General features: G+C 67.5%; 25 protein-coding genes, 1 pseudogene and 1 riboswitch. Of the genes and pseudogenes, 13 read left to right on the forward strand and 13 right to left on the reverse strand.

Features of this window, described 5'->3' with window-relative positions:
- Positions 1-24 precede the first annotated feature (24 nt).
- The 6 genes and pseudogenes from LRS03_RS14605 to LRS03_RS14630 all read right to left on the reverse strand — a co-directional run bounded on the left by LRS03_RS14605 (position 25) and on the right by LRS03_RS14630 (position 5251).
- The gene (locus LRS03_RS14605; RefSeq protein WP_257826282.1) at positions 25-1023 is read right to left on the reverse strand and encodes a TRAP transporter substrate-binding protein; all 999 of its coding nucleotides are present in this window, start codon (positions 1021-1023) and stop codon (positions 25-27) included.
- Positions 1024-1055: 32 nt separating this feature from the next.
- Complete coding sequence (locus LRS03_RS14610; RefSeq protein WP_257826283.1) at positions 1056-2336, reverse strand: TRAP transporter large permease subunit; 1281 nt, start codon at positions 2334-2336, stop codon at positions 1056-1058.
- On the reverse strand, positions 2333-2878 hold the full coding sequence (locus tag LRS03_RS14615) for a TRAP transporter small permease (RefSeq protein WP_257826285.1): 546 nt from the start codon (positions 2876-2878) through the stop codon (positions 2333-2335). The genes LRS03_RS14610 and LRS03_RS14615 overlap by 4 nt, the downstream gene beginning before the upstream one ends.
- 111 nt (positions 2879-2989) lie before the next feature.
- Positions 2990-3680 (reverse strand): annotated as a pseudogene (locus tag LRS03_RS14620) (TetR/AcrR family transcriptional regulator).
- Positions 3681-3797: 117 nt separating this feature from the next.
- Positions 3798-4256: a type II 3-dehydroquinate dehydratase gene (locus LRS03_RS14625; RefSeq protein WP_257826286.1), complete on the reverse strand. Its 459-nt coding sequence runs from the start codon at positions 4254-4256 to the stop codon at positions 3798-3800.
- The gene (locus tag LRS03_RS14630; RefSeq protein WP_257826287.1) at positions 4253-5251 is read right to left on the reverse strand and encodes a TRAP transporter substrate-binding protein; all 999 of its coding nucleotides are present in this window, start codon (positions 5249-5251) and stop codon (positions 4253-4255) included. The genes LRS03_RS14625 and LRS03_RS14630 overlap by 4 nt, the downstream gene beginning before the upstream one ends.
- Before the next feature lie 113 nt (positions 5252-5364).
- Here LRS03_RS14630 and LRS03_RS14635 point away from each other — a divergent pair, with 113 nt between their 5' ends.
- Complete coding sequence (locus tag LRS03_RS14635; protein ID WP_374685062.1) at positions 5365-6183, forward strand: IclR family transcriptional regulator; 819 nt, start codon at positions 5365-5367, stop codon at positions 6181-6183.
- Between the two features lies 1 nt (position 6184).
- Here the strand turns inward: LRS03_RS14635 and LRS03_RS14640 are convergent, their stop codons facing one another.
- Genes LRS03_RS14640 through LRS03_RS14655 form a run of 4 tightly spaced genes read right to left on the reverse strand, consistent with a single transcriptional unit; the run spans position 6185 to position 7973 of the window.
- The gene (locus LRS03_RS14640) at positions 6185-6592 is read right to left on the reverse strand and encodes a DUF1801 domain-containing protein (RefSeq protein WP_257826289.1); all 408 of its coding nucleotides are present in this window, start codon (positions 6590-6592) and stop codon (positions 6185-6187) included.
- A 40-nt stretch (positions 6593-6632) separates the two neighbouring features.
- Positions 6633-7037 (reverse strand): VOC family protein, encoded by a 405-nt coding sequence (locus LRS03_RS14645; protein ID WP_257826291.1) that lies wholly within the window; start codon positions 7035-7037, stop codon positions 6633-6635.
- Positions 7034-7525, reverse strand: coding sequence for a helix-turn-helix domain-containing protein (locus LRS03_RS14650; protein WP_257826292.1), 492 nt, complete (start codon positions 7523-7525; stop codon positions 7034-7036). The genes LRS03_RS14645 and LRS03_RS14650 overlap by 4 nt, the downstream gene beginning before the upstream one ends.
- Position 7526: 1 nt before the next feature.
- On the reverse strand, positions 7527-7973 hold the full coding sequence (locus tag LRS03_RS14655; protein ID WP_257826294.1) for a DUF1801 domain-containing protein: 447 nt from the start codon (positions 7971-7973) through the stop codon (positions 7527-7529).
- A 125-nt stretch (positions 7974-8098) separates the two neighbouring features.
- Here LRS03_RS14655 and LRS03_RS14660 point away from each other — a divergent pair, with 125 nt between their 5' ends.
- Positions 8099-9010, forward strand: a complete 912-nt coding sequence (locus LRS03_RS14660) for an MBL fold metallo-hydrolase (protein ID WP_257826295.1) — start codon at positions 8099-8101, stop codon at positions 9008-9010.
- A gap of 6 nt (positions 9011-9016) precedes the next feature.
- Here the strand turns inward: LRS03_RS14660 and LRS03_RS14665 are convergent, their stop codons facing one another.
- Positions 9017-10264: a D-amino acid dehydrogenase gene (locus tag LRS03_RS14665; protein ID WP_257826296.1), complete on the reverse strand. Its 1248-nt coding sequence runs from the start codon at positions 10262-10264 to the stop codon at positions 9017-9019.
- Between the two features lie 159 nt (positions 10265-10423).
- Positions 10424-10517: riboswitch (glycine riboswitch) on the reverse strand.
- Positions 10518-10641: 124 nt separating this feature from the next.
- Here LRS03_RS14665 and lhpI point away from each other — a divergent pair.
- The 6 genes from lhpI (at position 10642) to LRS03_RS14695 (ending at position 15066) form a co-directional block, all read left to right on the forward strand.
- Positions 10642-11577 (forward strand): bifunctional Delta(1)-pyrroline-2-carboxylate/Delta(1)-piperideine-2-carboxylate reductase, encoded by a 936-nt coding sequence (gene lhpI, locus LRS03_RS14670; protein WP_257826297.1) that lies wholly within the window; start codon positions 10642-10644, stop codon positions 11575-11577.
- A 212-nt stretch (positions 11578-11789) separates the two neighbouring features.
- The gene (locus tag LRS03_RS14675; RefSeq protein WP_257826298.1) at positions 11790-12887 is read left to right on the forward strand and encodes a porin; all 1098 of its coding nucleotides are present in this window, start codon (positions 11790-11792) and stop codon (positions 12885-12887) included.
- Between the two features lie 238 nt (positions 12888-13125).
- Entirely contained in the window at positions 13126-13512 is a 387-nt protein-coding gene (locus LRS03_RS14680) for a hypothetical protein (RefSeq protein WP_257826299.1), read from the forward strand.
- A 46-nt stretch (positions 13513-13558) separates the two neighbouring features.
- Positions 13559-14140, forward strand: a complete 582-nt coding sequence (locus LRS03_RS14685) for a hypothetical protein (RefSeq protein ID WP_257826301.1) — start codon at positions 13559-13561, stop codon at positions 14138-14140.
- Positions 14103-14657 (forward strand): hypothetical protein, encoded by a 555-nt coding sequence (locus tag LRS03_RS14690; protein ID WP_257826303.1) that lies wholly within the window; start codon positions 14103-14105, stop codon positions 14655-14657. The genes LRS03_RS14685 and LRS03_RS14690 overlap by 38 nt, the downstream gene beginning before the upstream one ends.
- Positions 14658-14673: 16 nt before the next feature.
- Entirely contained in the window at positions 14674-15066 is a 393-nt protein-coding gene (locus tag LRS03_RS14695; RefSeq protein WP_257826304.1) for a VOC family protein, read from the forward strand.
- Positions 15067-15079: 13 nt separating this feature from the next.
- Here the strand turns inward: LRS03_RS14695 and fghA are convergent, their stop codons facing one another.
- Both fghA and LRS03_RS14705 read right to left on the reverse strand, forming a co-directional pair.
- Entirely contained in the window at positions 15080-15916 is an 837-nt protein-coding gene (gene fghA, locus LRS03_RS14700; RefSeq protein ID WP_257826306.1) for an S-formylglutathione hydrolase, read from the reverse strand.
- Between the two features lie 10 nt (positions 15917-15926).
- Positions 15927-17036: an S-(hydroxymethyl)glutathione dehydrogenase/class III alcohol dehydrogenase gene (locus tag LRS03_RS14705; RefSeq protein ID WP_257826307.1), complete on the reverse strand. Its 1110-nt coding sequence runs from the start codon at positions 17034-17036 to the stop codon at positions 15927-15929.
- A 114-nt stretch (positions 17037-17150) separates the two neighbouring features.
- On the opposite strand from LRS03_RS14705, the gene LRS03_RS14710 reads away from it, so the two are divergent.
- From LRS03_RS14710 to LRS03_RS14730, 5 genes are all read left to right on the forward strand, one after another.
- Entirely contained in the window at positions 17151-19316 is a 2166-nt protein-coding gene (locus tag LRS03_RS14710) for an SdiA-regulated domain-containing protein (RefSeq protein WP_257826308.1), read from the forward strand.
- A gap of 30 nt (positions 19317-19346) precedes the next feature.
- Positions 19347-19829, forward strand: a complete 483-nt coding sequence (locus LRS03_RS14715; RefSeq protein WP_257826310.1) for an SET domain-containing protein — start codon at positions 19347-19349, stop codon at positions 19827-19829.
- An 87-nt stretch (positions 19830-19916) separates the two neighbouring features.
- Positions 19917-21077 (forward strand): glycerophosphodiester phosphodiesterase, encoded by a 1161-nt coding sequence (locus LRS03_RS14720; protein WP_257826311.1) that lies wholly within the window; start codon positions 19917-19919, stop codon positions 21075-21077.
- Between the two features lie 82 nt (positions 21078-21159).
- Positions 21160-21552 (forward strand): nuclear transport factor 2 family protein, encoded by a 393-nt coding sequence (locus tag LRS03_RS14725; RefSeq protein WP_257826313.1) that lies wholly within the window; start codon positions 21160-21162, stop codon positions 21550-21552.
- 12 nt (positions 21553-21564) lie between these two features.
- Positions 21565-21915: a DUF2200 domain-containing protein gene (locus LRS03_RS14730; protein WP_257826315.1), complete on the forward strand. Its 351-nt coding sequence runs from the start codon at positions 21565-21567 to the stop codon at positions 21913-21915.
- Positions 21916-21984: the final 69 nt, after the last annotated feature.

Consider the following 21984-nt stretch of genomic DNA (forward strand, 5'->3'; position numbering starts at 1 on the left):
GCGATGAGCTGGTGGAGGGGCGGCTTACTTGCGCGCGGCCTCGATGTCGGCCAGCACGGCCTTCACCGTCGCCTCGCCCACGCTCGCGGTGTGCTTGGCGATCACCGGCTTGATCTTGTCGCGCAGCTTGGCCATCTCGGCCGGCGGCAACTCGCTCACCTGCATGCCGGCTTTCTTCAGCGCCTCGAGGATGCCGGCCGCCGCCGAGCGCGACTGCTCGCGCTGGAACTTCGCCGACTCGAGTGCCGCGTCTTGCACGATCTTGCGCTCGGCCGCCGAGAGCGAGTCCCAGAACTTCTTGCTCACCACCACCGACTGCGGGTTGTACTGGTGGTTGGTGAGCGTCATGTACTTCTGCACCTCGAAGAGCTTGGCGCCCTGGATGGTGGCGACCGGGTTCTCCTGGCCGTCGACCGCCTTTTGCTCCAGCGCGGCATAGAGCTCCGGGAAGGGCAGCGGTGTCGGGTTCGCGCCGAGCGCGTTCACCCAGTCGATGTTGATCGGGTTGGGGATCACGCGCAGCTTCAGGCCCGCGATGTCATCGACCTTGGTGATGGGGCGCTTGCTGTTGGTGATCTGGCGAAAGCCCAGTTCGTAGTACGCGAGGCCGACGAGGCCTTTTTCTTCCAGCTTGGCATGCAGCGCCTGACCGACCGGGCCATCGACCACCGCCGCCACTTCCTTGGGGTTGGAGAAAAGGAAGGGGAAGTCGTAGACCGCGAAGTCCTTCACGATGCTCGCGAAGATGCCCGAGTTCATCGAGGCCATCTCCAGCGTGCCGCCTTGCAGCGCCGAGAGGTTGGCCTGGTCGCTGCCGAGCGCGCCACCCGGGAACACGTTGACCTTGAGCTTGCCGCCGGACTTGGCCTCCACGATCTCGGCGAACTTCTCCATGCCCTGCACGATGGGGTGGCCCTTGGCATTCTGGTTGGCGAACTTGATCGTGCGGGTCTGGGCATGGGCGCTGCCGATCGCGGCCACGGCGGTCAGGGCCAGCAGGCTCTTGAGGAAGATGCGTTTCATGGTGGGGTGTCTCCGTTGTGGAATGGAAGGCGTCAACCGTAGAACCAGCGGGCGGGCACGGTCACGAGCGAAGGGAAGAAGACCAGCAGGAACATCACGGCGAACTGCGCCAGCATGAAGGGCCACACGCCGCGCGTGACCTGGTCCATGCTGACTTTGCCGACGCCGGCCACGGTGCTGAGCACGGTGCCCACGGGGGGCGTGATGAGGCCGATGGCGTTGTTGATGATGAAGAGCACGCCGAAGTACACCGGGTCGATGCCGGCGGCCTTCACGAGCGGCATGAAGACCGGCGTGAGGATGAGGATGGTGGGCGTCATGTCCATCGCCGTGCCCACGAGCATCGTGATCACCATCAGCATGATCAGCAGCAGCGTGGGCTGGTCGAGCAGCGGCTTGAGCAGCGCGGTCAGTTCGGCGGGCAGGTTGGCCACGGTGACCATCCAGGCCGAGACCATGGCCGCAGCAACGAGGAACATGATCACCGCCGTGGTTTGCGCGGCGGCGAGGAAGAGGCCGTAGAGCTGCGACAGCTTGAGCTCCCGGTAGACCACGGTCGACACGAAGAGCGCATAGACCGCCGCCACCACCGCCGCCTCGGTGGGCGTGAACACGCCGAATTTGAGGCCCACGATCACGATCGCCGGCAGCACCAGCGCGAAGGTCGCGTCGCGCAGGGCCACCAGCACCTCGCGGCGGCTGGCGCGCGGCGCGGCCTCGATCTTTTCCTTGCGCACCAGCACCCACCAGGTGACCCAGAGCGCCGCTCCCAGCATCAGGCCCGGCGCGATGCCGGCCATGAAGAGCTTGGAGATCGACACATTCGCCGCCACGCCGAAGACCACGAATGCGATGCTCGGCGGGATGATCGGCGCAATGATGCTGGCCGAGGCGAGCAGGCCCGATGACCGCGCCGTGTCGTAGCCGGCGCGGTTCATCATCGGCAGCAGCAGGGCGGCCAGCGCGGCGGCATCGGCCACGGCCGAACCCGAGAGCGCCGCCATGATGATCGCGGCCATGATGCCGACGTAGCCCAGTCCGCCGCGCACGTGGCCCACGAGCGTCATCGCGAAGTTGACGATGCGTCGAGACAACCCGCCCGCGTTCATGATCTCGCCGGCCAGCATGAAGAAGGGCACGGCGAGCAGCGGGAAACTGTTGGCGCCTTCGATGGTGTTCTGCGCGAGGATCTGCGGGTCGAACATGCCCAGGTGCCACATCAGCGCGACGCCGCACACCAGCAGCGAGAACGAGATCGGCACGCCGAGGGCCATCGCGCCCAGCAGGGCGCCGAGGAAGATCGCGATCGTCATGGCTGCCCCGTCTCAGAAGGGTTGCCATGCGGCATGTCGTCGGACTCGACCACGCCGATCAGCTCGGCATCGGGCAGGCGGCCCGACAGGAATCGCAGCAGCTCGATGAAGATGAACGCCCCCGCCAGCACCGCGAAGACCACGCCGCTTGCGTAGAGCCAGGCCATCGGCAGCTGCATCACCGCGCTGGTGGTTTCGAGGTTGATCACCGTCTGCTGCCAGGCGCCTCGACCCATCAGCCAGCAGATGTAGAGCATCAGCCCATGGGCGGCCACGAAGCAGATCTTCTTGCCGACGAGCGGCAGGCGCGACACCAGCGCGTCGGTCCCCAGGTGCGCGTGCCGGCGCACCGCCACGATGGCGCCGAGGAAGGTCATCCAGACGAAGAGCCAGCGCGACAACTCCTCCGACGCGGTGATGCCCGAGTTGAAGCCATAGCGCAGCACGACATTGCCGAACACCATCAGCACCATCAGCGCGAGGCAGGCCACCATCAGCATGCCGAAGAGGCGGCACATCCCGTCGATCGATCTGTCGAGCATTCGTTGTCTCCGGCAGCGAGTTTTGTACGAACTGGTTAGTTTTAATCTCGGTGAAAACACCTAAGCCTCCGCCCGGCGCGGTGGCAAGACAAGAGCGGGGGAAAGCGGGACTCAGCCTTTGCGCACGAAGCGCACGATCATCTCGACCACGTTCTCGCGCCGCTCGGCGATGTAGGCCGGGGACGTCATGTCGAGCTTGAAGATGAGGCTGAAGGTATGGCGGTTGGAGACGTTGAAGAAGCTCAGCGCCGAGATCGACGCGTGGATGTCGATCGGGTTCAGGCCGCGGCGGAAGATGCCGGCCTTCACGCCTCGTTCGTAGAGGTTCTTGATCGCCGCAATCGCCGGCACGTTGAAGCTCCTGGATGCGCGGGCTTTGCGCGAGGTATTCGCCGCGGTGGATGTTTTCCGACATCACCAGGCGGATGTAGCTTTCGTGGTGCAGGTGGTGGTCGAAGGTGAAGGCGACCAGGCGGCGCAAGCCTTCTTCCGGTTCCAGGTCTTGAAGGTGCAGTTCGGCCTCGACGTCGCGCACGCGGCGGTAGGCCTCTTCGAGCACGGCGAGGTAGAGCCCCTCCTTGCTGCCGAAGTAGTAATAGATCATCCGCTTGGACGTGTTGGTCGCCGCGGCGATCTCGTCGATGCGTGCACCCGCCAGGCCCTTCTCGCCGAACTCGGCCTCGGCCACTTCGAGGATGTTGGCCTTGGTGCGCTCGGGGTCGTTGGTGCGGGTCGGCTCCTTGCGGGCGGCCCCTCCCGCACGCTTGGCAACGACACGCGCACGCTGTACTGGTTCGTTCATTCCGGCAGTTTAAGCGTGGAGCCCCTCGCCCGCGGGTGCGCGGACGATCCCCCGCCGGGATCGCGGGCCAGCTTGTGAGCGGCCCAGCGCTCGGCCCGCCCACGCTTGCCACCCCCATCAGCCCGCTTTCGCTTCCTTCGCCCACTCGGCCATCGTGCGCAAGGCCGCGGTGTAAGACCGCCAGCCCAACCCCTGCACCGTGCCCTTGACGGCGGGCGAGATGATGGAGTGCGCCCGCCACGCCTCGCGCGCCGCGATGTTCGACATGTGCACCTCGATCACCGGGAACGGCATGGCCTTGATCGCGTCGTGCAGCGGCACGCCATGCTGCGTGAGGCCGGCGGGGTTCACGAGCGCACCAGCCGCGCGGTCGATGTTCTCGTGGAACTTGTCGATGAGCGCGCCTTCGTGGTTCGACTGGAAGGTCTCGATCTCGACCTCCAGCTCGCGCGCCAGTGCCATGAGCTTCTCGTTGATCTCGGCCAGCGTGGTGGTGCCGTAGATGTGCGGCTCGCGGCGGCCAAAGAGGTTGAGGTTGGGGCCGTGCAGGACCAGGATCTTCGGGCGCGTGCTCATGGCTTCACCACTTTCGCGAGCTCGGCCTGGTAGAGCTTGACGATGACCGGGTCGTAGCTCGCGGCGAAGCGCTCGGTCACCGGCTTGGCGATGGCGCTCATGCGGGCGCGTTCGGCGGCACTCACCTCGTTGTATTGCATGCCCTTGGCCTGCAACTCGCTCACCGCCTTCTGCGCGGCGGCGCGGCTCGCCTGGCGCTGGTAGCTGCGCGCTTCGTTGGCCGCGTCGTGCAGGATCTTCTGCTCGGTGGGCGAGAGCTTGTCCCAGAACTTCTTGCTCACGAGCAGGATGTTGGCCGCGTACACATGCTGCGTCGCGCTCACGTACTTGTTCACCTCGAAGAACTTGTTCGACAGGATCACTGCCAACGGGTTCTCCTGTCCGTCGACCGCCTTGGCCTCGAGCGCACCGTACAGCTCGGCAAACGGCATCGGCACCGGGTTGGCCTTGAAGGCCTTGAAGGTGTCGAGGAAAACCGGGTTGGGGATCACGCGCAGCTTCAGGCCTTCCAGGTCTTCTGCCTTGGTGATCGGCCGGCGGCTGTTGGTCACGTTTCGGAAACCGAGGTCCCAGTAGCCTAGGCTCACGAGGCCCTTCTCGGGCAGCCGGGCCAGCAGCGCCTGACCGAACGGACCGTCGAGCAGGGCATCGGCCTGCGCATAGCTGCCCACGGCGAAGGGGAAGTCGATGAGACCGAACTCCTTCACGATGCCAGCGAGCGAGGTCGTCGCCGGGGCCGTCATCTCCTGCACGCCGCCCTGCAGCGCCGATTGCTGCTGCAGCTCGTTGCCGAGCTGGGACGACGGGAACTCCTGCACCTTCAGCTTGCCGCCGCTTTTCGCGGCCACGAGTTCGGCGAAGCGCTTGGTGCCCAGGCTCACCGGGTGGTCGGGGTTGTTGAGGTGGCCGAACTTGATCGTGCGGTCCTGGATGTCTTGCGCAATGGCCGGCCCAAGCGCGAGCGCGAGTGCAACCAACGAGATGAGGCGTTTCACGAGCGGTGTCTCCTGTGAACAAGGCCCTCGCCGGGGCCGATGAGCGGCATGATCGAGGCCACGGCTGAACGCCATTCCAGGCTGGAATTTCATTCCGAATCGTGAGAAGCACCTTGATCAGCAACGAAAGCGCCTCGCCTCCCACTGGCACACTGGAGCGGGCCTTCCGCATCCTCGAGCTGCTGTCGCAGCAACCGCAGGGCCTGGCGCTCGCGTCGATGGCCGACGAGCTGGCGCTGCCGCGGAGCGCCTGCCATCGTCTGCTCGCCGACATGGTCCGCTGCGGCTACGTGCGGCAGGTAAGCGAGCGGGGTGACTACGCCCTCACCACCAAGCTGCCGGCGATGGGCCTCGCCTTTCTCGGCGGCGCGGGCGTGGTCGACATCGCGCAGCCCATCATCGACCGCCTCGCCGAGCTGAGCGGCGAGCTGGTGCGACTCGCCCTCGTCGATGGCAACCGTCTCACCTTCGTCGCCAAGGCCCAAGGCGCGCGCACCGGCCTGCGCTACGACCCCGACATGGGCATCGACGTGCGCCTCTCCTGCAGCGCCGGCGGCCATGCCTGGCTGATGACCCTCACCGAAGAGCGCGCCGCCGCACTCGTGTCGCTGCAAGGCTTCGGATCGCCAAAAGAATTTGGACCCAAAGCGCCGACCACCTTCAAGGCCTTGTGGAAGGTGCTCGACGAAGACCGCAAGCGCGGCTTCAGCACCATCGTCGAGATGTACGCGCCGGGCATGTCGGCGATGGCCGCGCCGGTGCGCCGGCGTGGGCAGGAGGCGATCGGCGTGATCACCATCGCGGGGCCGCTGCTGCGGCTCACGCCTGCGCGCATGGAGGCGCTGGGCCGCGCGCTGGTGGACGCGGCCGGCGAGCTCGCGATGGCCAGCGCGAGCTCGCCGCTCTTCAGCCAGAAGGGCCGGATGGCCTGAGCTATTTCCTGGCCGCGGCCTTGTTGACCTCGGCCGCCGCCTTGAAGAGCGCCTTCAGCGCCTTCTTGTCGAGCGTGTCGCCCTCGCGGAAGTCGATCGCGCGGCGCACGTTGCCGTCGAGGCTGGCATTGAAGAGGCCGGCCGGGTCGGGCACCGAGGCGCCTCTCGCGAAGGTGGTCTTCACCGCGGCCTTGTAGCTCTCGCCGGTGCACAGGATGCCGTTGGAGGACCACACCGGGTTGTTCCACTTCCACTCTTCCACCACGTCGGGCACCGCCTCCTTGATCAGGGCGCGGATCTGCGACAGCGTCTCGCCGCGCCAGCCGCCCAGCTCGGCAATGCGCCGGTCGATGTGGTGCGCGGCCTCGTCATGGCCGAGGGCCGCTGCAGTCTTCTTCACCGTTGCCATGCCTGCGTCTCCATGGAGGCCTAGAACACACATGCCGCCCTCAGCGGCGCGACTGGATCATCTTCCAGCCGTTGCCCGAGGGATCGCGAAAGCCGGCGTCGACCGTGCCGAAGCGCTCGATCGGCGCCTGCGTGAACTCGACGCCCTGGCCGAGCAGGCGGTCGTGGGCCGCGCGGCAGTTGTCGACCTCGAGCACCAGCGGCGGCATCGCACCCTTGGCCACCATCTCGCGCAAGGTCTGCGCGGTGGCGTCGTCATGCACCGGCGGGCCGGGCACGAAGAGACCGAGCTGGAACGCCGGCTGGTCGGGGTGCTGCACCGTCAGCCAGCGGTAGGGGCCGTTGCGCACGTCGGTGTGCACCTGGAAGCCAAGCTTGTCGACGTAGAACGAGAGCGCCTCGTCTTGATCATGCACATACAAACCGACCACCTGGACTTGGTTCATGGAAGCTCCTTGTTGTTGAGGGTTCCCGTTATAGGTTCGGCCTCGCGGCGGCGCTTCTCCGAAACTGCTGTCGTCAGATGTGGTCGCTGCGCGGCGCTCACCACGCAGTGCGGCACCTGACTCAAATCCTGCGGCTCGGCCCGGGCACGCTCACGCACCGTGCTCGGGCTCTCGCCGGTGATGTCGCGGAAGGTGCGGCCGAAGGTGCCGAGGCTTTCCCAGCCGGTCTGGAACGCGATGTCGATGATGGGCTGGTCGGTGTCGCGCAAGAGCGCCGTCGCACGCTCGATGCGCCGTGTGAGCAGGTAGCGATGCGGCGGCGTTCCGAAGGCCTTCTTGAACTGGCGCGCGAAGTGGGCCGCGGAGACACCACTCACCTCGGCCAATCGCTCGACCGGCCAGGCCTCGTGCGAGGCGGCGTCCATGCGGTCTTTCGCGCGCAGCAGGCGGCGCAGCAGTTGCGGGTCTTGTCCGGTGAGGCCCGCCACGCTACATCGCCTTGCCGCCGGCACTCGGCGAGCCCCCGTCCCAGCCAGGGATGGCGGCGGCCTGCTTCAGCCACGACGCGAGCTGCTTCTCGTCGGGGATGCCGTCTTCGCGGATGTCGAGGTAGCGCGTTTCCGCGGTCTTCGATTCACCCGGCGGCATGGGCTCGAGCGAAGTGCCGCGGAAGAAGGTGACCTTCACATACTTGTTGAAGCAGTGGTAGCTGACGAACCAGCCCTGCCCCTCGACGCCATAGAACGGCGAATTCCACTTCACCGCTTTGCGCACGCCGGGCACGCTGCGCACGATCAGCGCATCGAGCTGGCGGCCGATGTCGCGCTTCCAGTCGGGCATGGCCTCGATGTAGGCCTGCACCGGCGCGTCGCCCTCGCCTTTGGCGATCTGCGGGTTGCCGCCGGAGAGCAGCTTGGGCTTCTGGGAAGTGGGCATCGCGGAATCCAGGCAGTGGCACACACGTGACGGACACAGGCATCGGCCTCACGTACTGTAGTGGCGCCCTGCCACTTCTTGCCACGAGGTCTTCTCCCGGCGGCTTCTGCGACCATCCCACCACCATGCACCCCGACACCCCCAGCGCCCGCTTCGGCCCCGTCACCGTGTACTTCGGCGAGAAGTCGGGCAAGTACCCCGATGGCAACCAGGTGATCGTCGAAGGCGGTGACACCGTGGTCGCGTTCGACACGCCGAAGGTCGCCAACCGCCTCGGCCCCGCGCGCTTCGACGACGCGGTCGAGATGGTGATCCTCGGCCATGTGCACGAAGACCACCTGTGCGGCCTGCACCGCCTGCCCCACGCGCCGGTGCATGTGCACGAGCGCGACGTGGAGGCCGCGCGCAGCTGGGACGGGCTGCGCCGCCACTTCGGCTACCCGGCGCCCGCGCTCGATGCGTTTCGCCACAAGCTCGACACCGAGTTCAGCTACGCTCCGCGGCCCGATGCGCTGGCCTACGCCGACGGCGCCGCGTGGGACCTCGGCGGCGGCGTGCGCGTGCGCGCCGTGCACCTGCCGGGGCACACCGCGGGCCACTGCGCGCTGGTGGTCGAGCCGGCCGGCATCGCCTTCATCGGCGACATCGACCTCTCCACCTTCGGCCCCTACTACGGCGACGCCACCTCCAACCTCGGCGACTTCCGGCGTTCGCTGGCACGCCTGCCCGAGCTCGACGCCGCGGTGTGGATCACCTCGCACCACAAGGGCGTGTACACCGAGCGCGCTGCGTTCGAAGAGGCCTTGCGCGCCTACACGGCCCGCCTTGACGAACGCGAGGCAGGGCTGATCGAGCGGCTGCGCGCCGCGCCGGCAAGCCTCGACGATCTGGCCGCCGGCGGCTTCCTCTACCCGCCCGGCTTCCCGGGGCCCTCGGCGCAGGCGATCGAGAAGCGTTCGATCTCTCAGCACCTCGATGAACTCATCGCCGCAGGCCGGGTGATCGCACAGGACGACCGTTACCGGCTGCGCGCCTAGGCTGACCTAAGCCGGCATCGCCACGAGGCCGCGCCGCTGCTCGCCTTGCATCAGCGTCGCCACCATCTCCGCGGTGACGGCCGAGAGCGTCCAGCCCAGGTGACCGTGGCCGGTGTTGTAGAAGACGTTGGCCTTCCGCCCTCGCCCCACCCGCGGCAGCATGTCCGGCATCATCGGCCGCAGCCCGGCCCAGGGCACCACCTGGCGGGTGTTGACCTGCGGGAAGCAGGCGTTGACCCAGTCGACCAGCGGCCTGATGCGGTCGGCGCGGATGTCGCGGTTGAAGCCGTTGAACTCGGCCGTGCCGGCCACGCGGAAGCGGTCCACGCCCAGGCGGCTCGTCACCAGCTTGGCCGCGTCGTCGAGCAGGCTCACGGTCGGAGCACCGGCCTGGCTCGCGGCGTCGAGCAGGTTCACCGTGATCGAGTAGCCCTTGACCGGGTAGACGTTGACGCGGTCGCCGAGCTGCGAGGCGAAGCCGCGGCTCGCCACGCCTGCACACACCAGCACGGCGTCGAACGGCTGCTCGTCGACGCTGCCGTCGGCGCAGCCCCGGCGCACCGTCGCGCACTCGCCGTCGCTGTGCAGGGAGCGCACGTCGGCACCGTAGACGAAGCGCACCCCCAGCCGCTCGCACGCCGCCGCCAGGCCGACGGTGAACTTGTGGATGTCGCCCGTCGCGTCGCTCTCGGTGTAGTAGCCGCCGAAGTAGTCGCCGGCCAGCGTCGGCTCGATCGCGCGCATCTCCACGGGCGTGACCGCGCGCCGCGGCAGGCCGCCGGCGGCGAGCAGCTTCGAGACCTCGCCTGCGTGCTCGAAGCCCGCGCGGTCGCGGTAGATGTGCAGGATGCCCTGCTTCCTGAGGTCGAAATCGATGCGCTCGGCCTCGGCCCACCCAAAGAGGTGCTCACGCGCGGCCACCGCGAGGCGCGCGGTCTCGATGGTGTTGCGCCGGTAATGCGGGATGTTCGCCAAGAACTCGGCGAACCACGACAGCTTGTGCCAGCCCGGGCGTGGGTTGACGAGCAGCGGCGCGTCGCCCTTCAGCATCCACTTCAGGCCCTTGAGCACGGTGGCGGTGTGGTTCCAGACCTCCGCGTTGGACGCGGAGAGTTGCCCGCCATTGGCAAACGAGGTCTCCATGGCCGCATAGCGGTGCCGCTCGAAGAGGGTGACCGCCAGGCCGCGGCGGGCCAGGGCGTAGGCGGAGGTCACGCCGGTGATGCCACCGCCGATGATCGCGATCGATTTCATGTTCAGGCTCCAGACGTCATGGGAGGGGAGCGCCTCGCAAGCTGCGTGGCGCCCGCCCCCTCTGTGCTGGACCTGAGAGATTCACGCGTGCCGTGGGCGGCGCCGCGCTTGCTCCTGCGGTGTGCCGGCAGACGACGCCGACAACTCTTCAGAGTGTGGTGGGATCGGCCGGTCCATTTGCCTGAGAGTTTCCGGGGCGGTTGCTCCTTCGGCGCCACCGCTTCGCGGCAGTGGTCTCTCCCGGCCGATTCCGGTGAGAGTGAGGCCAGATGATGCCCGTTCCGCTGGCAGCCGCCAAGCATTCACCCAGCCGCCGGGTCTGCAGTGCGCGCACCATGCGCACAAGGCCCCGGCCCGGTCTGTCGAGGACACCGCCGATGAACACCTCTGCCACAACTGCTTCGCTCCTGGTCTGCGATGCCGCACGCACCGCGCAGTTGCTCGACTTCGCATCACTGATGGAGGCACTCGCCCAGGCCGCGGCCGAGGTCGATGCCGGCACGCTGCTCAGCCCACCGCGCATGGCGGTGCCTTTCGGCCAGGGCGGCGTGCTGCTGAGCATGCCCGCCACCGCGCCCGACATCGCCGTCCACAAGCTCGTGACCGTGCAACGCGCCAATGCCCAGCACGGCCTGCCCACGATCCACGGCCTGGTGACGGCGTGCGATGCGGAGACCGGCCGACCGCTGTGCCTGCTCGACGGCCCGGAGGTCACCGGGCGCCGCACAGCGGCGGTGACGCTGCTGGCGATCCGTGCGCTGCTCGGGCACGCGCCGCAGCAGGTGCTGATGGTGGGCACCGGCGCGCAGGCGCGTTGGCACCTGCAGGCACTGAATGCGCTGCACCCGACGGCGCGTGTGTGGATCCGTGGCCGCACGGTGGCGGGTGCGCAAACCTTCTGCGACACCGCGCGCAGCCTGCACGCCCACCTGGCGCCCTGCCCGGTCGACGCGCCGGCAGACGTGGACACCGTCATCACCCTCACCACCAGCACCGAGCCCGTGTATGACGAAGCACCCCGCACGGGCCGCGTGGTCGTCGGCGTCGGTGCGTTCAAACCCGAGATGGCCGAGATCGGCAAGCACACGCTCGAGGGCAGCGATCTCTATGCCGACGACCCGCTCGGTGCGCGCCATGAAGCCGGCGACCTGCTGCGCGCCGGCGTCGACTGGTCGCGCGTGACATCGCTCGGCACGCTGCTGCGCGACGGGCCCGATCGGAGCCGGCCGGCGGTCTTCAAAAGCGTGGGCACCGCGGCGTGGGACCTCGCCGCTGCACGCACCGCATTGCGCGCGTTGAGGGCAAGGACCTGAAACTCAAGCCGAAAGATTCTTGCGAAATCAGACATGACCTGTTGCGCTGCAGCAGCTTGGTCGGCTCGCGGGTTCTCCCTAGCATGCCGCCCCAAGACGCAGCCGCCGGTCGGTGGCTGCCGCGTGAGGTGTCGAGGCCGCGTGGCCTGTTCGACTGACTGCACGCGCCCGCCTTGCGAGGGGGTCTGCCCACTGATTGGAGAAGTTTTCGCATGCGATCCAAATTCCAACAATTCGCTCTCACCACCATCGCGCTGGCTGCCAGCGCCGCGGCATCCGCCCAGACCACCGCAGCGCCCACGAAACCGGTCACCATCTACGGCGTCGCCGACGCCTTCGTGCAGTTTTCCGACGGCGCGAGCCGACTGACCCGTGCGCAAAGCGGCGGCCTCGCCGGCTCGCGCCTGGGCTTCCGCGGAAATGAAGACCTCGGCGGCGGCCTGCGTGCCATCTTCACGCTCGAGCACGGCATCAACCTCGACGACGGCACCAACGGCCAGGGCGCGTTCTGGGGTCGCCAGGCCTTCGTCGGCCTTGCCGACAGCAGCCTCGGCCAAGTGACGCTCGGCCGCCAGTACGGCAGCCTCTACGCCCTGTCCGGTGACTTCAGCGAATTCGCCAACGGCGTCTACGGCCCGAGCACCGCGGTGATCGGCGGCTTCGGCGGCTACGAGCCCGTGCGCGGCAGTGCCAACTCGGCCACGGCCAACGGCGGCCCGGCGCGTGTCAACAACTCGCTGCGCCTGGAAAGCGCATCGTTCGGCGGCGTGAAGGTCGGCGCGCTGTGGGGCTTCGGTGAAGCCACCGGCAGCACCACCGACACCCGTGTCGCCGACGCCTGGTTGCGCTACACCAGCGGCCCGCTCGATGCGATGGTCTCGTTCGTCGACGACAAGGTCAACGCCACCGGCTTCAGCGTGCGCTCGATCTCCGGTGCCGCGGCCTATTCGTTCGGCGCCGTGCGCCTGACCGGCGGTTATGTGTCGGTCGACGACCGCAACACCACCGACGCCGATGGCCAGGGCTACTGGATCGGCGGCGACTACCGCTTCGGCCCGCACCTGGTGAAGGCCCAGTGGGTGGAGAGCAAGGCCGAGAACGTGAACACCGGCAAGACCCAGGCGCTCGGCGCGGGTTACCAGTTCGACCTCTCGCGCCGCACCGCGATCTACACCTCGCTTACGCACTTCAAGAATGAAGGCACTGCCGGCTACGCCAACCGCTGGGCTTCCAGCCTGCCGGCCGGCCTGACCAACACCGACGAACGCGACATCACCGAGTTTGCGCTCGGCATCCGCCACAGCTTCTGAGGGCAAGACGACCTCCCTCACATGACCGGTTGAACACAGGGTCTCCTCAGGCCTTTTGAGCCCGCCACGGCAACGTGGCGGGCTTTTTTGCGTCTGGGGGGTGTGGCGTACTGGCGTGACGTTGATGTTGCGTTAGGCCGGGCATCCGCAAGTTTGATGATTCCCTTGCACCTGAGACGATGCAACGCTCCCTTCGCCATTCGTAGGCCCACCGTCGCCGATCTTCAGGAGGTCCATCGTGAACGACTACGAGTACGAAATGCACTTCGGGCGCTTCAAGAAATGGATCACGGCGGCGGTCATTGCCTTCAGTGCCATCACGGCACCCACGGTTGCGATCGTCTGGGACGACGGCGTCGAGAGCACGCAGGTCAACAAAGAGCAGACGGCCGAGATCGAGAAGGTCAAGACCGATCTCGCCAGCATGAAACTTGAAGTCCAGCCGAATGGAATTCGCCTTCGACCCCGACAAGAAGGCCAAGCTTCGCCCCGGCTTCTGCGCGTGCATCGCGAAAGACAACGCCATCGTCGAGCCGTCTCGAAAGTTCCTGGACTGCCCGGCAAAGAACTTCGTCTGCGACAAAGAATCACGGGAGATCTGCGACAAGCAACATCCGGCCTATGACTGCTAGGGTTGGAGGGATCGATCGCTTTTGACCAGGGGGAACGCCATGAGCGACAACAGGTATGTGGTCGGGGGAATGGACGGTTGGCTCAAGGTCAAGCGGGAGCCTTCCGGGGTCGTCGTGGCCTTGCCGGAGTTCACCAAGGTGGACGTCACATCGTCCCAGAATGGCCGGGATCACTTCATCGTGCAAGAAGGCGTGGAGCGGGGCAACCCCTTCTCTGTCATCGCGGGGCATCTCAAAGCAGGAAATCCCGGCTATCGCGCACCGGCGAACCTCGAATTCAGCTTGAGTCGCGGGCTGCTCACCTTCCTCGGCGGGCAGGTCAAGGCGGTCACCCACACCCGAAACCCGATACCCGCCGGCCTGCACCCGGTTCAAATACCGGACTTCCCTCACAGCCTGGGCGAGGGCTACATGGCGCAGTCACGCTATGCCAAGACGTGGTTCTACTTGGGCCAGGGGCATGCGGTCAGAGGCAACAACGATCGCTACCTGCATCCGGGTTCGGTCAGCGCGGGTTGTATTACCGTCGATCCATCGATGTGGACCTCCCTCTACCAATACCTGATCCGTTGCAGGAGCGGCAATGCAAAAACTGTTGGCAGCGTTTCTGTGGTGCGCTAGTGCGTGGGCAGTTGCAGATGCCTCCACGCCCAAGGAGGCCGCCGCTCCCCTGCTGACGGAGCAGGAGGTGCGCAACCCCCAGTTCGTCGCTCAGTGGCTGGGCAGCGCCAGTCCCAAGGGGGACCACAAGAGTGCGAAGTGGTTTTTCTCGCTCGGCCTGAAAGAGAAGAAGGCGAGGAACTGGTCCGGCGCGAGCAAGGCGTTTGGCGAAAGCGCGCGGCGCTACCCCAGCCCGCAGGCCCTTCTCGAACACGCCGATGCCGATCTGAAGATGCTAGGGCAGGTCCGCGCCCGCGAGGGCTTTCCACCCCAGCTCGTTCAGGGCGACATGGCACATGCGCTCGGGTTCTACGAGGCGTCGCTGGCAGGCCATGGGGTCACGAAAACGCTGTCGCCTCAGGAACTCCAGCGCGTCGAGCAGCACGTCTCTTGCCTCAAGACCTATCTTCAGTCGTCTCAGGTGCCCAGCGACTGCCCGCCGGCCACCTACTTCTCAACCGGCCAGGCCAAGAAATAACCCCTCAAGATACGACATGAAACTCGGCTACGTCATCACCTATGTTCCGGACGTCGAAGCGTCGCTCGGCTTCTTCACCCGTGCCTTCGGCTTCGAACGCCGCTTCCTGCACGAGTCGGGCACTTACGGTGAACTAAGCACCGGCGAGATCACCCTCGCCTTTGCCGCGCACGCGTTGGGCGACGGCAACTTTGCCGGCGGGCATGTGCATGCCGACGCCTCGCCACAGCCACTCGGCATGGAGATCGCCATCGTCACCGACGACGTGCCCGCCGCGCATGCGCAGGCGATCCGGCATGGCGCGCGGGAGTTGTCGCCGCCGGCGCAAAAGCCGTGGGGGCAGACCGTCTCGTACGTGCGGGCGCCCGATGGCCTGCTGATCGAGATCTGCACGCCGGTGTCGGCCTGAAGGCCAGGCCGCGTCACACGCCCTGCAACTGCCGCGCATGGTGCGCGAAGTGTTCGCCGAGGAAGCTTGCGATGAAGTAGTAGCTGTGGTCATGGCCCGGCTGCATCCGCAAGCTCAGCGGATGGCCGGCCGCGGCGCACGCCGCCTGCAGCAGCTCGGGCCGCAGCTGGGTGGCGAGGAATTCGTCGGCCTCGCCCTGGTCGATCAACAAGGGCAGTCGCTCCTTCGCTGAGGCCACGAAACCGACGGCATCCCATGCCTTCCAGGCTTGGCGGTCAGACCCGAGGTAGGCGCCGAAAGCTTTCTCGCCCCAGGGCACCTGCGTCGGCGCGACGATCGGCGAAAAGGCCGACACGCTCCGGTAGCGCCCCGGGTGGCGCATCGCAGTGACGAGCGCCCCGTGGCCGCCCATCGAGTGGCCGAAAATGCCCCGCACCGGCTTCGCCGGGAAGTGCTGCTCCACGAGCGCCGGCAGCTCCTCGGCCACGTAGTCCTGCATGCGGTAGTGCGTGGCCCACGGGGCCTGCGTGGCGTTGAGGTAGAAGCCCGCGCCTTGCCCCAGGTCGTAGGCCGGGTCGTTGGGCACGGCCTCGCCACGCGGGCTGGTGTCCGGTGCGACGACGATGAGGCCATGTCGCGCCGCATGCTGTTGCGCCCCGGCCTTGGTGATGAAGTTCTGCTCGGTGCAGGTCAGGCCCGAGAGCCAGTACAGCACGCTACAGGGCTCGCCACGCAGGGCGGCGGCGGGAAGGTAGATGCCGAACTTCATCTCGCAGCCGAGCACGCCAGAGCGGTGCTGCCACACCTCCTGCCGGCCGCCGAAGCTCGCGTGCTGTTCGATGCGCTCCATCGACATGCCCTCAGTAGTGGACCACCGAGCGGATCGACTTGCCCTCGTGCATCAGGTCGAAGGCCTCGTTGATCTGCGTGAGCGGCATGGTGTGCGTGACGAAGGGCGCAAGCTGGATGCTGCCGTTCATCGCGTCTTCCACCATGCCGGGCAGTTGGCTGCGGCCCTTCACGCCGCCGAAGGCCGTGCCCAGCCAGCGCCGGCCGGTGACAAGCTGGAACGGGCGGGTCGAGATCTCCTGCCCCGCGCCTGCCACGCCGATGATGACCGACTGGCCCCAGCCGCGGTGCGCGCACTCGAGGGCGGCGCGCATCACGTTGACGTTGCCGATACATTCGAAGGAGTGGTCGACGCCCCAGCCCGTCATCTCGACGATCACCTGCTGGATGGGCTTGTCGAAGTCTTTCGGGTTCACGCAATCGGTGGCGCCGAAGGTGCGGGCGAGGTCGAACTTCGACGGGTTGGTGTCGACCGCGATGATGCGCTTGGCCTTCGCCATCTTCGCGCCCTGCACGACCGCCAGGCCGATGCCGCCGAGGCCGAAGACGGCGACCGTGTCGCCGGCCTGCACCTTCGCGGTGTTCTTCACCGCGCCGAGGCCGGTGGTCACGCCGCAGCCGAGCAGGCACACCTGCTCGGGGTTGGCCTCGGGGTGGATCTTCGCAAGCGAGACCTCGGCCACCACCGTGTACTCGCTGAAGGTCGAGCAGCCCATGTAGTGGTAGAGCGGTTGGCCGTTGTACGAGAAGCGCGATGTGCCGTCGGGCATCACGCCCTTGCCCTGCGTGGCGCGCACCGAGACGCAAAGGTTGGTCTTGCCGCTCTTGCAGAAGAGGCACTCGCCGCACTCGGCCGTGTAGAGCGGGATCACATGGTCGCCCGGCTTCACGCTCGTCACGCCCTCGCCCACCTCGACCACAAGGCCGGCGCCCTCATGGCCCAGCACCACCGGGAACAGGCCCTCGGGGTCGTCGCCCGAAAGCGTGAAGGCATCGGTGTGGCACACGCCGGTGTGCGTGATGCGCACCAGCACCTCGCCTCGCTTGGGCGGGGCGACGTCGATCTCGACGACTTGCAGGGGCTCGCCTGCGGCGAAGGCAACGGCGGCGCGTGATTTCATGCGGGTTCTCCTTTGAAGCCCTGATCTTGGACCAGCCGCGAGTATTCACGCTGTCACGAGACTTTCACCGCTTGTGGCTACTTTGGCGGGTTTGCAAACAACAAGGTGCCTGCCGTGCGTCCTGCGCTCTCACTCCGAACGAGTTTCCTGATCCCTGCGATCGCGCTTGCCCTGGCCGCCTGCGGTGGCGGTGACGACGACGCGCCGGCCGCCCTCGCCGCCCCCACGCTCAGCTTCACCTCGCCGAGCGAGAGCCTGGACCTCAGCAACTACACCCTGACCGGCCGCTACACGCTGCCGGCCACGTCGGGCGCCACGCAGATCGCCGCCGAAGTCTCGGCCGTCACCTACGACGAGGCCACCGACAGCCTCTTCATCGTCGGCGACGAAGGCACCTACATCACCCGCATCTCCAAGACCGGCCAGGTGCTCGACACGATGGCGCTGCCCGCCGGCCTCTTCGCCGACCCGGAAGGCATCACCGCCATCGGCGGCGGCCGCTTCGTCGTGGCCGACGAGCGTGTGCGCACCGCCAACCTGCTGAGCTACACGGCCGGCACCACGCTCGATGCCGCCACCGTGCGCAGCGTGAAGCTCGGCCCGACGGTCGGCAACGTGGGGCTGGAAGGTGTGAGCTTCGACCCGTTGACGGGCGGCTATGTGTTCGTCAAGGAACTGACGCCGAAGGCCATCTTCCAGACGGCAATCGACTTCACCGCCGGCACCGCCACCAACGGCAGCGCGACCACCGAACCCACCAACCTCTTCGACCCCGACCTGCTGACCGTGGCCGACTTTGGCGACATCCATGCGCTGTCGAACACGCTGCCCGCCACCGCGCCCGACCGTGCGCACCTCATCGTGCTGAGCAACGACACCGGCCGCATCCTGAAGGTCGACCGCGCGGGGCGCGTCTTCGGCTCGCTCGACATCCGGCAGTCGGCGCAGCACGAAGGCATCACCTTCGACCGCCAGCTCAACATGTACGTGACCAACGAGTCCGGCGGTGGCTCGCAGGCGCTGCCGCAGCTGTGGGTCTACACGCCCACGCGCAACGCCGCCGCGGTGGGCCTGGGCAGCCATCTCTATCTCACCTTCGGCGCCAACGTGACGGCCGGCACGGGCAACATCACGCTCGTGGGCAGCGGTGGCGACACCCGCAGCATCGCCGTGACCGACACCACGCAGGTGAGCATCTCCGGCGCCACGGTGCGCATCAACCCGACGGCCGACCTGACGCCCAACACCACCTACAGCGTGCAGTTCGCAAGCGGCGTGTTCCGCGATGCCAACGGCAACGCCACGCAGGCGGTGAGCAATGCCAGCACGCTCGCCTTCACCTCGGTGCCCGACACCACGGCGCCCACGCTCGCCCTCAGCACGCCGGTCGACAACGCGACCGCCATCGCCACGGGCGACAGCATCACATTGACCTTCAACGAAAACGTGGCCATCGGCAGCGGCTCGATCACCGTCGGCAATGGCAGCGACGACGTGCGCAGCATCGCCGTAACCGACACCACGCAAGTGACGGTCAACGGCGCGGTGGTCACCATCAACCCGAGCGCCGACCTGCGCGCCGGCACCGGCTACCACGTGCTCGTGCCGGCCGGCGCCATCACCGACACGGCCGGCAATGCCTTCGCCGGCATCACCGACGCGACGGGCCTCAACTTCATCACCGCCGGCACCACACCGCCAACCACGCTGGCTGCGGGCGACCTGCTCTTCCTCGCGGTGAACGGCGACAGCCCCGATGCGTTTGCCTTCATGCTGATGCGCGACATCACCGCCGGCACGCAGATCGGCTTCAGCGACCGCGACAGCCTGACCGCCACCAACGAATCGGCCTTCCTGTGGACGGCCGACCAGGCGTATGCGGCCGGCACCATCGTCACGGTGCAGACCGATGTCTCGGGCTCGCCTGTCGCCGACCGGGGCCAGGCCATCGGGACGGGGGGCGGCGTCAGTACCTCCAGCGAGACGATCTTCGCCTTCCAGGGCAGCATCGTCACCACGCCGGCCCCCACGCTGGTGGTCGAGCGCTACCTCGCGGCCATCAACCTGGGCACCGCGGGCCCGCTGGACGCGACGCTTCAGACGGCGCTGAACGGCAGTGGCGCCTTCATCGCCTTCACGCCCGAAGACAACGTGCGCTACGGCGGCACGCTGTCGATCGCCGACCCGGCCGCACTGCGCGCGTCGATCGCCAACACGGCGAACTGGGTGCGCAACGACAGCGCCGCGTTCCCGCTCACCGGCGGGTCGCTCTTCCCCTGACGACCTGGCGCGGCCCCGACAATCGGGGCCATGCCCCGCCTCACCGTCCTCACGCCTGCCGCGCCGGAGCCCGCCGCGGCACCGGCGCGCCCACGCGGCGTACCGGCCGATCCGCAGAAGTTCGCGCTGCGGGTGGGGCCGAGCGCCATCGACGGCCAGGGCGTGTTTGCTGCCGAGCCCATCCCGGCGCGGCGCAAGATCGGCGAGGTGCGCGGCGAGCCCATCAGCCTGCAGGAAGCGCAGGCCCGCAGCCGGGGGCAGGCGCGCATCATGCTGATCGCGGTGTCGACACGGCGCGCGATCGACGCGTCGCAGTCGAGCGACGCGCTGCGCTTCATCAACCACTCGTGCCGGCCCAATGCGTCGCTCAAGCTCAACCAGGGCCGGGTGGAGTTCTATGCGCTGCGCGACATCGCCGCCGGTGAAGAGCTGACGGCGAACTACGGCCAGACGCACCACCAGGGCCGCCTGCAATGCCGCTGTGGCGTGGCCGGCTGCGTGGGCCGCCTGTAAGCTTGTGCGCCGGCGAGAGAGACTTCACGCGACGGTCATCCACCGCGCCTAGAGTCGGCGGCTTCGAGTCTGGCAGGAGGAAAGCCCATGTCACCGTTCAGCCTTGCACGTCGCCTCGGCGTCGCCCTCTTCGCCGCCGTGGCCTGCAGCGCCACCATCGCCACGCCGACGCACGCCGATGACAAGCCCGCACCGCTCGTGATCGCCCATCGCGGCGCCAGTGGCTACGTGCCCGAGCACACGCTGGCGGCCTACTGGCTGGCCATCGAACAAGGCGCCGACTACATCGAGCCCGACCTCGTCATCACCAAGGACGGCGTGCTCGTGGCCCGCCACGAAAACGCGATCGCCATCCTCAACGCCGACGGCTCGGTGCGCGAGGCCACCACCGACGTGATCGAGCGCCCCGAGTTCGCCTCGCGCAAGACCACCAAGCTGATCGACGGCCAGCGCATCACCGGCTGGTTCACCGAAGACTTCACCCTGGCCGAACTGAAGACGCTGCGCGCCCGCGAGCGGCTGCCCCAGGTGCGGCCCGCCAACACCCGCTTCGACGGCATGTTCGAGGTGCCCACCCTGGCCGAGGTGCTGGAGCTGGTGAAGGCAGCCAACGAGCGCCGCCGCGACGAGCCGCGCGACGGCCGCAAGCCGCGGCGCCCGATCGGCGTCTACCCCGAGACCAAGCACCCGACCTACTTCCAGAGCATCGGCCTGCCGCTCGAAGAGCCGCTCGTGAAGACCCTGCGCCGCCACGGCTTCGAAGGCCGCCACGCGCCCGTCTTCATCCAGTCCTTCGAAACGGCCAACCTGCGCAAGCTGCGCCGCATGACCGACCTGCCGCTGGTGCAGCTGCTGAGTGCGTCGGGCCGCCCCTACGACTTCGTGGTGAGCGGCGACCCGCGCACCTATGCCGACCTCGCCAAGCCCGCCGGCCTGACCGAGATCGCGACCTATGCGCAAGGCATCGGCGCCAACACCAACCTGATGATCCCGCTCGTCGGCGGCCGCCTGGGCACGCCGACCTCGCTGGTCGACGATGCGCACCGCGCCGGCCTCGTCGTCCACGGCTGGACCTTCCGCGCCGAGAACGTCTTCCTGCCCGACGATTTCGACGTCGGCACCGACCCGACGGCCCTCGGCCGGCTCGACGGCCAGATCCGCGCCTTCCTGCAGCTCGGCATGGACGGCTTCTTCACCGACCATCCATTCCTGGGCCGCCAAGCGCGGGATGCGTTCATGGCGAAGTGACACGACCGCAGCGGCGCCACGACTCGAGGGCGCGCCTATAGTGCCGAGGGCCCCTCCCCTCACTGGCCCGACAGGACGCAACATGACCCTCGACACACTCTCCACCTGGCACGACCTCGTCTCGACGCGCAACGTGAAAGGCCTCGACGCCCTGCTCGCAGATGGCGTCGTCTTCCACTCGCCGGTCGTGCACACGCCGCAGGTCGGCAAGGCGATCACCACGCAGTACCTGGGCGCCGCGTTTCACGTCTTCTTCAACGAGACCTTCCGCTACGTGCGCGAAGTCACCGGCCCGCGCGACGCGGTGCTGGAGTTCCAGGTCGACATCGACGGCATCACCGTCAACGGCGTCGACATGATCCAGTGGAACGACGAGGGTCGCATCGTCGAGTTCAAGGTGATGATCCGGCCGCTGAAGGCGATCAACCTGATCCACCAGAAGATGGGGGAGATGCTGAAGAAGGCCAGTGGCTGAAGGTAGGCGGCGATGCAGAACGATCGCATCTTCTCGATGGCCTTCGCCAAGGTGTACCCGCTGTATGTGCAGAAGGCCGAGCGAAAGGGCCGCACGAAGGACGAGGTCGACCAGGTCATCCGCTGGCTGACCGGCTACGACGAGGCCGGGCTGCGCCAGCAGATCGACCGCGGCACCGACTTCCGCACCTTCTTCGACGAAGCCCCCGCGCTGCACCCGAACACCGCGCTCATCAATGGCGTGGTCTGCGGCGTGCGCGTGGAAGAGGTGCCCGACCCGCTGATGCGCAAGATCCGCTGGCTCGACAAGCTCATCGACGAACTGGCGAAGGGCAAGGCAATGGAGAAGGTGCTCCGTGCGTAGTTCAGCCGGCCGCGCCACGACCGTGCCGGCGGGCACGCTCCTCCAGCCGCGCTGCATGCTGCGCAGCAG

Origin of the sequence: Rhizobacter sp. J219 (assembly GCF_024700055.1) — a bacterium.
In the GTDB taxonomy this organism is placed as follows: domain Bacteria; phylum Pseudomonadota; class Gammaproteobacteria; order Burkholderiales; family Burkholderiaceae_C; genus Rhizobacter.